9 protein-coding genes are annotated in these 12,369 nt (G+C 64.4%); 4 read left to right on the forward strand and 5 right to left on the reverse strand.

The window, feature by feature from the left end:
• Position 1: 1 nt before the first annotated feature.
• Positions 2 to 2,002 carry an SDR family oxidoreductase gene (locus R4P47_RS03130; protein ID WP_317784059.1) on the reverse strand — a complete coding sequence of 667 codons (2,001 nt, stop codon included), beginning with the start codon at positions 2,000 to 2,002 and terminating at the stop codon, positions 2 to 4.
• A 34-nt stretch (positions 2,003 to 2,036) separates the two neighbouring features.
• On the reverse strand, positions 2,037 to 4,166 hold the full coding sequence (locus tag R4P47_RS03135; RefSeq protein WP_317784060.1) for an MMPL family transporter: 2,130 nt from the start codon (positions 4,164 to 4,166) through the stop codon (positions 2,037 to 2,039).
• Between the two features lie 124 nt (positions 4,167 to 4,290).
• Between R4P47_RS03135 and R4P47_RS03140 the strand changes: the two genes are divergently transcribed.
• Together R4P47_RS03140 and R4P47_RS03145 are read left to right on the forward strand one after the other, a co-directional pair.
• Positions 4,291 to 7,566, forward strand: a complete 3,276-nt coding sequence (locus R4P47_RS03140; protein ID WP_317784061.1) for an error-prone DNA polymerase — start codon at positions 4,291 to 4,293, stop codon at positions 7,564 to 7,566.
• Between the two features lie 23 nt (positions 7,567 to 7,589).
• A complete protein-coding gene (locus R4P47_RS03145; RefSeq protein WP_317784062.1) occupies positions 7,590 to 8,090 on the forward strand; it encodes a metallophosphoesterase in 501 nt (166 codons plus the stop codon).
• A gap of 14 nt (positions 8,091 to 8,104) precedes the next feature.
• Here R4P47_RS03145 and R4P47_RS03150 read toward each other — a convergent pair whose 3' ends face one another.
• Complete coding sequence (locus tag R4P47_RS03150) at positions 8,105 to 8,830, reverse strand: SDR family NAD(P)-dependent oxidoreductase (RefSeq protein ID WP_317784063.1); 726 nt, start codon at positions 8,828 to 8,830, stop codon at positions 8,105 to 8,107.
• Between the two features lie 78 nt (positions 8,831 to 8,908).
• On the opposite strand from R4P47_RS03150, the gene R4P47_RS03155 reads away from it, so the two are divergent.
• On the forward strand, positions 8,909 to 9,748 hold the full coding sequence (locus tag R4P47_RS03155) for a helix-turn-helix transcriptional regulator (RefSeq protein ID WP_317784064.1): 840 nt from the start codon (positions 8,909 to 8,911) through the stop codon (positions 9,746 to 9,748).
• A 120-nt stretch (positions 9,749 to 9,868) separates the two neighbouring features.
• Positions 9,869 to 10,798, forward strand: coding sequence for an SDR family oxidoreductase (locus R4P47_RS03160; protein WP_317532266.1), 930 nt, complete (start codon positions 9,869 to 9,871; stop codon positions 10,796 to 10,798).
• 13 nt (positions 10,799 to 10,811) lie between these two features.
• Here the strand turns inward: R4P47_RS03160 and R4P47_RS03165 are convergent, their stop codons facing one another.
• Together R4P47_RS03165 and R4P47_RS03170 are read right to left on the reverse strand one after the other, a co-directional pair.
• Positions 10,812 to 11,765: a HAMP domain-containing protein gene (locus tag R4P47_RS03165; RefSeq protein WP_317784065.1), complete on the reverse strand. Its 954-nt coding sequence runs from the start codon at positions 11,763 to 11,765 to the stop codon at positions 10,812 to 10,814.
• A 178-nt stretch (positions 11,766 to 11,943) separates the two neighbouring features.
• Complete coding sequence (locus R4P47_RS03170) at positions 11,944 to 12,300, reverse strand: HNH endonuclease signature motif containing protein (protein ID WP_317784066.1); 357 nt, start codon at positions 12,298 to 12,300, stop codon at positions 11,944 to 11,946.
• Positions 12,301 to 12,369: the final 69 nt, after the last annotated feature.

A 12,369-nucleotide genomic window follows, 5' to 3' on the forward strand; every position in this document is an offset into this window, starting at 1 on the left:
GTCACCAGCTGGTGCCGGGTACCAATCTGCCGGCGCGACGGATCACTTTGCCGATGCGTGCGCTCGGAGCTTTCGGATCGTACGGCCGGACTCGGTAGGGCACCTTTCCGTCCTCGAGGGGTACCTGCGCTTCTCCTTTGGCAGCCGCGGACTCGGCGAACGTGCGGTAGTGCTGGTGCATCGTGCGGTCCTTGCCCTTGGGGGCGAAGATGGCTCCGAACTGTCCGAGCGTTCCCAGCGGCGTATCGATGCGTTTGGGCTTGTCGCTCAATGCGCGGATCACCATGGCCGCGGCCTTCTCCGGTGAGAACACCGGGCCGACGTTCTTGTCGCCCGTCGGGGTGATCATCGGAGTGTCCACCAGCGGCATGTGGATCGTCGTGTACGTGATTCCGTCCGAGAGTGTTTCTGCCGCAGCAACATCGGTGAACCCGTCGAGCGCTGCCTTGCTGGCGACATAGGCGGAGAACCGCGGGGGGTGTCCCAGGACGGCAGCGCTGGAGATATTGACCACGTGCCCGAACTGACGTTCACGCATGTGTGGCAGCAGCGCCAGCACCAACCGAATTGCCCCGAAGTAGTTGACGGCCATGGTGCGCTCGTAATCGTGCAACCGATCGGTGGACCGATAGAGCGAGCGGCGGATGGATCGCCCGGCATTGTTGACCAGCATGTCGACATGACCGTGTTCGCTCAGAACGGTTTTCACGGTGTGCTCGACCGACTCGCTGTCGGTCACGTCGCACGGGTAACCGTATGCAGTGCCACCTGATTCGCGAATTCTTTCGACCACGTCGTCGAGTTGATCCTGACCGCGTGCGAGCAGTATGACCACTGCGCCCTTGCGTGCGGCCGCCTCGGCGCTGGCCCGTCCGATGCCGGAGGAGCCGCCGGTGATGATGATGTGACGACCGAACAGTGGCCCGCGCGGATCGTTGCGGCGATTGCGCTTGGGGTCGAAGTTCTCCCGCCAGTAGGTCCACACGCGATCGGCGTACGTGCGCAGTGGAGGCGGTGCAATCGAGCTGCCCTGCAATGCTTTCTGTGTCGCTGCCGACTCGAACACCGTGGGCAGGGTCAAGTGATCGAGCATCACCGGAGGTACGCCGAGATCACGAAGGGCGGCGTCGCGTTGCTTGCGTACGGCTCGATATTTGGGGGAGACGACCGGAGCGACCAGTGCACCCGGTACGTCGACGATCTTCGCTCGCGATCCGGCTGCCGACGAGAATGCGGAATACACCTCGGCCATGGATTGCGGACTCGTGTTCACCAGATGGAACACGCTGCCGGAAGAAGTGTTTCGATGTACGAGCTCGACGATGGCGTCGGCGACGTAATCGACCGGAACGAGGTTGGTGGAGCCCATCTTCGGCACCGTGATCGGTATGGCAGAAGGCAGCTTGGCAAGTTCGGCGAAGAACGGGAAGAAGTAGTACGGGCCGTCCACTTTGTCGATGGCACCGGTCTCCGAGTGGCCGATGATCGCGGCGGGCCGGTAGACCCGCCAGTCCACAGCGCTGTCTCGCACCAGCTGCTCGGACTCGAATTTGGTGCGGTGATATGCCGTCGGAAAGGCTTGACCGAGGTCGAAGTCGTTCTCCGAGAACGTTCCTCGGTGATCGCCCGCGACGGCGATCGACGAGATGTGGTGCAGGCGAGCCCCCGTCTTCTCGGCGAGACGAATCACCGAGGCCGTTCCGGCGACGTTGGTCGGGGTCTGCTCGTCGCCCGCGGTCAGATCGTAGACGGCTCCGAGGTGGAGGATGTGGTCGATGTCGGAAGGCACGTCTCGGAGTCCGAGCTCCGGCTCGGTGAGGTCGCCGACCAGCGGGTGAATTCGGTCGCCGCCGTCGAGGTGCTGTGCCAGTCGCTCGAGCCGCGCCACCGAAGTCGGACGCACCAGCACGTGGATTGCCGCGAGTGCATCGCGTTCGAGCAATCGGGGCAGCACGTTCTTCCCGAGAAACCCGGTACCGCCGGTTACGATGAAGTTCGCCATGCGAGCCGACCCTACTCCGAAGTAAGTTCCGGTGCTAGTGCCCGATACCGGCTTTTTCGTGCACTTTCTTCATCCAGGCGGGTGCCCACCAATTGGCCTCGCCCATGAGTTTGACCAAGGACGGAACCAGCAACATACGGATGATCGTCGCGTCGATGATCAGAGCCAGAATGACTCCGACGCCGAGGAACTTCATGATCGACAGACCCGAGATGGTGAAGGCACCGGTGACGACGATCAGAATCAACGCCGCCGCAGTGACGATGCGTCCGGTGCGTTGGGCACCGAAGATCACCGCTTCCTCGGTAGTCGCTCCCGCCGCGCGGGCCTCGACCATGCGCGACATCAGGAACACCTCGTAGTCGGTCGACAAGCCGAAGATGACCGCGAGGATGAGAACGACGAACGTCGACTCGAGCGGTCCTGGGGTGACGCCGAGCAGGGATGCTCCGTGGCCTTCCTGGAACACCCACGTGAGTGCGCCGAAGGTTGCGCCAAGGCTCAGTCCGGCCATCAGTACGGCCTTGACGGGCAGCACGATCGAGCCGAACGCGAGGAACAGCAACACCAGCGTCGAGACGACCATGATGGCGATCATCACCGGTAGCCACTTCGCGATGGCAGCATTGCCGTCGTCGACGTTGGCTCGTCCGCCGCCGACGAGGATCTCGGTGCCGTCGGGAGGGGCGATCGAGCGCAGTGCAGACACTGCCTCGGATTGAGATTCGGCCTCGGTCAGGCCGCCGGTCGGCTCGCTGTAGGACGCCTGAAGTGTCACGAAATCGTCTTTGGAGCCCAGGAATTCGGCGCGAGCGATACCCGGTGTGGATTCCACAGCCGAGGTGAGGGCTGCGATGGGTGCGCCCTGAGGCTTGACGCCGTCCAGTCCGCGAAGAACCACGGTGGCACCCTCGCCGGTGGATTCGAAGTCGGTGCCGAGCGTCTCGAACGCCATGCGCGCAGGATTGTCCTTCGGCAGCGCCGTGTAGTCGACCTCGCCGAGTGAGACTTTCAGGATCGGGGTGGCGATGATCAGCAACCCGGCGACGATGACGGCCGCGACGATTCCCGGATGCTTCATCACGCGGGTGACGACGCCGCCCCAGAACTTGTGTGCCCGTGCATCGCTGCGATCGGACGCGGTACGCGACCACGTCCAGGAGTTGATGCGAGGGCCGAGAATCGCGAGCAGCGCCGGAATCACCGTCAGGGACAGGACGGCCGCGCTCGCCACCGCCGCCATGGCCCCGAACCCGAGGGATCGGATCACCGCCTGCGGGAAGACGAGCATGCCCGCGAATGCGCAGATCAGCAGCAGTCCGGAGAAGACGACGGTCTTGCCTGCGGTGGACACCGTGCGGACGGTCGCGTCGAACGGCGTCGACCCGCCGCGTAGTTCCTCGCGGAATCTGCTGACGATGAACAGTCCGTAGTCGATGGCAAGGCCGAGCCCCAGTAGCGACGCGACATTGATGGAGAACGAGCTGACTTCGGTGAACTCGGTGAGCACCCGCAGGATGGCCAGGGAACTGAGCACGCTGAGGATGCCGACGAACACCGGGACCGCTGCGGCGACGACGCCGCCGAAGATGAATATCAGCAGCAGCAATGTGATGGGAACAGCGATGATCTCGGAGCGGACGAGGTCGCGTTCGAGGGTTTCGCTGAGCGATACCCCGACCACCGATGCACCGGCGAACTGCGATTCGATGCCGGGTACTTCGAGCTGGGGCGGCAGGTCGCCGAATGTGTTGAACGTGACGCCCGAGTTCGCCCCGAGGGACACCGTCGCCAAGGCCTTGGTTCTGTCTTTCGAGATCAGAAATTCTCTGCTGACCGGGTCTGCGGTCCAGTACGAGTTGACGTTGCCGAGGGTGTATCGACTCGTGAACTCGTCGATCGTCGCTTGCACTCGGGGGCCGATGTCGTCGATCGTCTCGCCCTCGGGTGCGGTGTAGATCGCCACGATGTCGGGAGTCGGTTGGCCGATGCCCTGTACGAGCCGTGCCACCTCGGACGATTCGCTGCCGGCGTCTGCGTAGCCGCCCTCACTCAGTTTCGAGAAGACGCTCAGTCCCAACACCCCGCCGACTGTGACGACGGCGACGACGACAGCCAGCACCCATCGTTTGTGCGATACGACGAACGAGGCCCAACGGGTCACGACGGTGCTCCGGCTCTGTGGAAGGGGTCAGTGGCGACTCGACTGTAGTTGATCGTGTCGGACCCTCGTGCTCTCATTAGAACAAGTGTTCGATGCAACGGCGATGCGGTGAGGGGAGGGCTCGATGGGATGGAACGACGGACCACCCACGTGGTCGGAGATGGAGCGTGTCCTGTCCGGACGTCCCAAGCCGGCGGCCGAGGGCGACGGCGGCGACAGCCCGGCTTGGTCGCGAAAGAGGGACGTCTACGACCGCACCATCGACAAGCCCGTGCTGTCCACGACGCCGTATGCAGAATTGCATGCGCACTCGGCGTTCAGCTTTCTCGACGGTGCCTCGCAGCCCGAGGAGATGGTCGAGGAGGCGGTACGCCTGGGCCTCGAGTCCATCGCCATCACCGATCACGACGGTTTCTACGGGGTCGTGCGCTTCGCCGAGGCAGCCAGAGCTCTCGGCATCGGAACCGTGTTCGGTGCCGAACTCTCACTGGACACACATCGATCCCGAGCCGGGGAGACCGATCCCGACGGCACTCATCTACTGGTGCTCGCTCGCGGCCAGGAGGGGTATCGCCGGCTCTCGCGTCGGATCGCGGCCGCACACCTGGCCGGCGGGGTCAAAGGCAAGCCGCAGTACGACATCGACGAACTCACCGAATCGGCGGGCGGGCACTGGCAGATTCTCACCGGTTGTCGGAAGGGCCATGTTCGGCAGGCACTCTCGCGCGGTGGTCCGGAGGCGGCCGAGTCCGCGCTGCGCACTCTCGTCGACCGCTTCGGGGCCGATCGCGTCACCGTCGAACTCACCCGGCACGGAATTGCCGACGACGACGAGCGCAACGATGCGTTGGCGATGCTGGCTCGAAAGTACGGTCTTCCGACGATCGCGACCACGGCCGCGCACTACGCCAGTCCGCGCAGCAGGAGATTGGCCATGGCGATGGCCGCTGTGCGCGCTCGGAGCAGTTTGGACGAGGCCGCCGGTTGGTTGGCGCCGACCGGCGGCGGACATCTACGGTCCGGAGCGGAGATGGCGGAACTGTTCGAGCACTATCCGGGCGCGGTGCGTGGTGCCGTCGAGCTCGGTCGTGAGTGTTCGTTCGATCTGAAGCTGATCGCGCCACGCCTCCCGCCCTTCGAGGTGCCCGACGGGTACACCGAGATCAGCTATCTGCGTCGACTCACGTTCGAGGGGGCCGCCCGTCGGTACGGCTCGCAGTCGGCGAACCCGGCGGCCTATTCGCAGCTGGAGTACGAGCTCGACATCATCGAGAGGCTCGAATTCCCCGGCTATTTCCTGGTGGTCCACGACATCGTCCACTTCTGCAAGACACACGACATCCTCTGTCAGGGAAGAGGTTCGGCGGCCAACTCGGCTGTCTGCTTCGCGATCGGCATCACCAACGTCGACCCGGTGGCGAACAAGCTGCTGTTCGAGCGGTTCCTCGCACCCGAGCGCGACGGGCCACCGGACATCGACATCGACATCGAATCCGATCGTCGAGAAGAGGCGATCCAACACGTCTACGCCAAGTACGGCCGCACTCATGCCGCTCAGGTGGCCAACGTCATCACCTACCGCGGCAAGTCGTCCGTGCGAGACATGGCCCGTGCGCTGGGCTTCTCACAGGGGCAGCAGGACGCATGGAGCAAGCAGATCACCCGCTGGTCCGGAATCGGTGATCAGGAGGGCGACGGTATTCCCGAATCGGTTCTCGAACTCGCGCGGCAGATCGAGGGCTTCCCGCGGCACCTCGGCATTCACTCCGGTGGCATGGTGATCTGCGATCGGCCGATCGCGGACGTCTGCCCGGTGGAATGGGCGACGATGGAGAATCGCAGTGTGCTGCAGTGGGACAAGGACGATTGTGCCGCAGTGGGTTTGGTGAAGTTCGATATGCTCGGGCTCGGCATGCTCTCGGCGCTGCACTACATGATGGACCTGATCGCCGAACACAAGGGCATCGATATCGAACTCGCCTCGATCGACCTGTCCGAGCCCGCGGTGTACGAGATGCTCCAGCGAGCCGATTCGGTCGGGGTGTTCCAGGTTGAGTCTCGCGCGCAGATGGCCACTCTGCCGCGGCTCAAGCCGCGCAACTTCTACGATCTGGTGGTCGAGGTCGCGCTGATCCGTCCCGGTCCGATCCAGGGTGGTTCGGTGCACCCGTACATCAAGCGCCGCAACGGACTCGAGCCGGTGATCTTCGAGCATCCGTCGCTGAAGAAGGCACTCGATCGAACACTCGGAGTTCCGCTGTTCCAGGAACAGCTGATGCAGATGGCCATCGACGTCGCCGGCTTCAGTGCCGCCGACGCCGATCAACTGCGCCGTGCGATGGGGTCGAAGCGATCACCGGAGAAGATGGAACTGCTGCGTGGGCGGTTCTACGACGGGATGCGCGATCTTCACGGCATCACCGGCGCGGCGGCAGACCGAATCTACGAAAAGCTGTCCGCATTCGCCAATTTCGGCTTCCCCGAAAGCCATTCGCAGAGTTTCGCCTCACTGGTGTTCTACTCCTCATGGTTCAAGCTGCACCACCCGGCGGCATTCTGTGCCGGCCTGCTGCGCGCTCAACCGATGGGTTTCTACTCGCCGCAATCCCTGGTCGCCGACGCCAGGCGGCACGGTGTGCTCGTCCACGGTGCAGACGTGAACGCCAGTCTCGGCCATGCGAATCTCGAGGCGAACGGCCTCGAGATTCGCATGGGGTTGGCCGATGTGAAGTTCATCGGGACCGCAGTGGCCCAGAAGATCGTCGACGCACGAGACGCACACGGGCTCTACACCTCGTTCCTGGACCTGACGGGACGCGTCGAACTGTCGGTGGCGCAGGCGGAATCGCTGGCGACGGCAGGTGCACTCGGGTGCTTCGGCATCACTCGCCGAGAGGCACTGTGGGCTGCGGGTGCAGCGGCGGGGGAGCGTCCGGGACTGCTCCCCGGCATCGGAGCGTCGACGAAAGCGCCTGCGCTACCGGGAATGTCGGATCTCGATCTGGCCTCGGCCGACGTCTGGGCAACAGGTGTGTCACCGAATTCCTATCCCACGCAGTTCTTTCGAGATCGGCTCGATTCGCTCGGCGTGATTCCCGCGAACCGGCTGCTGCAGATTCCGGACGGAGACCGAGTGCTGGTCGGCGGAGCGGTGACGCATCGCCAGCGGCCGGCAACTGCCGGAGGCGTCACGTTCATCAACCTCGAGGACGAGACCGGGATGGTCAACGTGGTGTGCTCGGTCGGATTGTGGGCCAAGTACCGCAAGCTGGCGATCACGGCTCCGGCGTTGCTGATTCGGGGAAAGGTGCAGAACGCCGAGGGTGCGGTGACCGTGGTGGCCGATCATCTGCAACTGATGGATCTTCGAGTCGCATCCAGATCCAGGGACTTCCGTTGATCGGCGACGTGCACAATCGAGGGGTGAAGCTACTGCTGATTGCCGACACTCATCTCCCGAAGCGCGCTCGTGATCTCCCCGCCGAGGTGTGGTCGGCTGTGGACGACGCCGATGTGGTGATCCATGCAGGCGACTGGGTGAACCTGGCTGCGTTCGAGCAACTCTCGCAGCGGTCGCGTCGACTGGTTGCATGCTGGGGCAACAACGACGGCGAAGAGTTGCGGGCTCTGATGCCCGAACGCGCCGACGTCGTGCTCGGCGGAGTCCGATTCAGCGTGGTGCACGAGACCGGTGCCGCGACGGGACGTGAACGACGAATGGCAGCGGCGTACCCGGAGACGGACGTGCTCGTGTTCGGCCACAGTCACATACCGTGGGACACGGTCGCGGACAACGGCCTACGGCTGCTCAACCCGGGATCGCCGACGGATCGGCGTCGGCAACCGTTCTGTACGTACATGACGGCCACGGCCGAAGGTGGTGCGCTGACGGATGTGGCGCTGCACCGCATCGCCCCTCGATAGAGGAGTCGACGTACTCACATTCCGCCGGCCACCCTGATGACGGTTCCGGTCGCGTATCGCGCATCCTCGGACAACAACCACGACACCGCACCGCCGATCTCGTCCGGCACACCGGGGCGACCGAGGGGAATGCTCGACGCCATCTTCTGTGGCCGATCTCGATCTCGGTGGAAGTCGGTCTCGATGATCCCGGGTGCCACTGCGTTGACGCGGATGTTCTGCGCGGCAACTTCTTTCGACAGTCCGACCGTCAGTGTATCGACCGCGGCCTTGGCTGCCGCGTAGTGGACGTACATGCCCGGACTGCCCAGGGTCGCGGCGGCGGAGGAGATGTTGACGATAGAGCCACCCGATTCGGCCATCGCCGCGATCGCGTACTTGCAGCAGGTGAGAACCCCGACGAGGTTGACGTCGAGATCCGCTCTGATGGTCTCGATGTCGTTGTCCACCAGCGCGCCCACGGCGCGCGCCGAACCGGCGTTGTTCACCAGACCGGTGACTGCGCCGATCTCGGCGGCTGCGGTGAACAGATCGATCACCGCCTGCTCGTCGGTGGTATCGGCTTGCACGGCAATCACCGTTCGGCCGTCGGTCGACAATTCGGCGGCCAACGCTTCCGCGGCAGTGGCGTCGGAGCGATAGCCGATCACCACATCGTGCCCGTCGGCCACCAGCCGCCTGGACACCGCCGCGCCGATTCCGCGACTACCGCCGGTGACGACGGTCAAGGGAGCATTCATCTCTCGACAATAACCATCGCGCAGCAGGCACAATGCACTGCAGACGCGATGCGCACGCACGGGAAAGAAGGAACCGACGTGATCGATCGACCGGAATTGGCAGCGTTTCTCCGGCAGCGACGGCAGTCGTTGCAGCCGGAGGACGTCGGTCTGCCACGGGGGCAGCGCAGACGCACGCAAGGCCTCCGCCGTGAGGAGGTCGCAGAGCTGAGCCACATGTCGACCGACTATTACGCACGACTCGAACGGGCCAGCGGACCTGCCCCGTCGACTCAGATGATCGCCTCCATCGCGCAGGGATTGCATCTGTCGCTCGGCGAGCGTGATCACGTGTTCCGGCTCGCCGGGCACAATCCTCCCGTGCGCGGGTCGTCGAGCGACCACATCAGCCCAGGACTACTACGCATTCTGGATCGGCTGAACGACACGCCCGCCGAGATCGTGTCCGAACTCGGAGAAACGCTCCGTCAGACGCCGCTGGGCGCGGCACTGACCGGCGGTGCCTCGCAGCGCACCGGCCCCGAGCGAAGTCTGGGGTATCGCTGGTTCACAGACCCCGAGGCCCGGCAGTCGTATCCGCCCGAGGAGCGGGCAGCGCTGTCTCGGGTGTACGCGTCGGGTCTGCGCGAAATCGTCACTCTTCGCGGACCCAACTCGACAGCTGCGCACCTGTCCGCAGAGCTACTCGAGGTCAGCGAGGAATTTCGAACCCTGTGGGCGAAACGCGAAGTGGGGGTACGCCCGCCCGATTTCAAGCGATTTCTGCACCCGACGGTCGGTCTGCTGGAGCTGAACTGTCAGACCCTTCTGGACCCCGAGCAAGCGCATCGTCTGCTGGTGTACACGGCAGTCCCCGGCAGCGAAAGCTACGCCAAGTTGGAGCTGCTCGCGGTGGTGGGAACTCAGGTTCTGTCCTGACGTGATCCACGGTCTCGGTCGTATCAGTGGATCGGGAAGTCCTGGATGAGCTCGTGGTGATCGTCGAACATGGGTTCTGCAGATCGAATCCGCAGATCGACACCAGCACAGGAGATTGTCATGGGCCGCGAAGCACACACCTCACTTCCCGATCTGACGGGGAAGATTGCCGTCGTCACGGGAGCAAGCGACGGGATCGGAACGGTCATCGCCACGCAACTCGCCCGCTCCGGTGCCGAGGTCGTCATGCCGGTCCGCTCGGCCGCCAAGGGGGAGCGTGCTGCCGAGTCGATCCGGACCGCAGTACCCGGCGCACAGATCAGCACCCGCACGTTGGATCTGTCGTCACTGAACTCGGTGGCAGCGTTGGCGAGCGAACTCGTCTCGGAAGGCCGGTCGATCGACATTCTCGTCAACAACGCCGGCGTCATGCAGCCGCCCGAGCGTCAGGTCACCCGGGATGGGTTCGAGCTGCAGTTCGGTACCAATCACCTCGGCCATTTCGCGCTCACCCTCGGTCTGCTGCCGCTGCTGCGGAAGGGTAGTGCGCGGGTCACCCATCAGACGAGCATCGCGGCGCGATCGGCGACCATCAATTGGGACGACCTCGATTGGGAGCGTTCCTACGACGTCATGAAGGCCTACAGCCAATCCAAGCTCGCGGTGGCTCTGTTCGCACGTGAACTCGAGGCTCGTAGTAGGGCAGGCGGCTGGGGAATCACCAGCAATATCGCTCACCCGGGGATTTCGCCGACCAATCTGCTTGCGGCACAACCGGGATTGGGGCGACCGAAGGATTCTGCCGGCCGACGATTGATCGGCGTTCTTGCCCGCCTCGGCATTGCCGGCACTGTGGACAGCGCAGCTCAGCCGGGATTGGTTGCGGCCGCTGGTAGCGACGCAGGTGGGGATCAGTTCTTCGGCCCCAAGCGAGTCATCGGCGGGCCACCGACCGAGGTCGGCATGTGGAAGCCGATGCGCAGGATGGACGATGCGCGTCGCCTCTGGGACGCCTCGGAACACCTGACCGGCGTGCGGCTCTCGTCCTGAAAGTTCTCGGCCGTCACCGAGGGGTCGGCGAGGGCTCCCGGGCATGGTCGACCAGGTCGTGCACCAGCCCGATGATGACGTCCATCTGAGCGATGACTTCGACGCGCAATCGGTCCTGCTGGTCCTCCGGCATGTCCGGAGTGTCCGGCCGGTCGAGTGACATCAGTAGATCGATGTTGGTGCGTAACGCTGTCAGCGGCTCCATCAGTTCCGCGCCGGCATCGATGATCAGCTGACCCTGCCGTGCTCGTGAACGAGACAGGGAAGCCAACATCTCGTTGAAGCTGTTGGCCAGAGATGCCAGTTCGTCGTCTCCGTTGACGTCGATGGGCTCGAAGTCTCCCGTGCGGGCAACACGTTCGGTACCGGCCCGCAGTCGCCTGACCGGGCGGAGTCCGGTGCGTGCCACGGCGGCACCCGCGACACCTGCCAGTGCGACGAGAAACGCACCGACCAGGACCAGGGCGAGCGTGAGTTTGCCGAGTAGCGGTGACGCCGCGCTGAGCGATTCGGCCACCAGGATCGTTTCGCCTGAGTTGGTGCGCTTGGCCGAAATGTAATAGCCCCGCGCCTCGCGCAGGGACTGATCGGTGTCGCCGTCGATGACCGATCTTTCCGCGGCGTCCAGAACGCCATCGGAATTGGTGAACGGCTCGGAGCCGTTCGTCGACGTCACCAATGCGCCGTCAGTCGTCGCGAAGGCGACCTTCACCGCGGTGCCCTCGGTGTCTCCGATGGCGAAGCCGAGCAGATTGGCCGGAACCCCCGTTGCCGCGCTGGCAATAATGGCGTCGCTGTTGCGTTCCACGCGGTCCGCGATCTGTGAGCGGAGGGCCTGCTCCGCGACGAGATAGATCGCGAGAGCACTGACGGCGACTGCCAGGGCCGCCACGCTCATCGTCAACACTCTGATGCGGCCGTGCAACGTCAGTGCTCGGGGGCGAGCGGTTGCACGTGGATTGCTCATTTCTCGAGTATGCCGGTCGATCAGCGAGGGCCACTCTGCAGGCCGCGTGGGCCGACGTCGACGTTCGGCGACGGTCGGCGACGGTCGGGGCCGAGCGGGTTCGTGTAGCGGGGTTCGGCTCCCCGACCCTGGTGCACGCGCGGCATGGGTTCGCCGTACTTCCGTGAAACTCCGATCTTCAGAAGGGCGGGGTGTCGGTGTCTTCGGCTGGGGGTTCTGTTTCGGGCTGTTGGTTGTCGGGTGGGTTGGGGTAGGCGATGTGGCCGGATCGTTTCGGTCGGGTGGGGATGTGCGGGCGCAGGTCGTTGCCGAGGATGGGTACAGCTGTGGCGTTGGTGGGCAGGGTGATTCGGGTGGTTTTCGAGGTGGAGGTCCAGAGGATGGCTCCGCCGGGGAGCATGACTGCTGTCCAGTAGCCGGCGGTTTTGACGGAGTGGTGGTAGTCGCAGAGGCATTGGAGGTTGTTGAGGGTGGTCCAGCCGCCGCCGCGAGGGTTGGCGTGGTCGAAGGGCACTATGTGGTCGAGTTGAATCACCCTAGGTTTTGTGCCGCCTCCAGTTGGGGCTGATCCTCGGTGCCGAGGCCAGAGTAGTGGAGCGTTTCG

It is taken from the genome of Rhodococcus sp. IEGM 1370 (genome assembly GCF_033142325.1).
Lineage (GTDB): Bacteria > Actinomycetota > Actinomycetes > Mycobacteriales > Mycobacteriaceae > Rhodococcoides.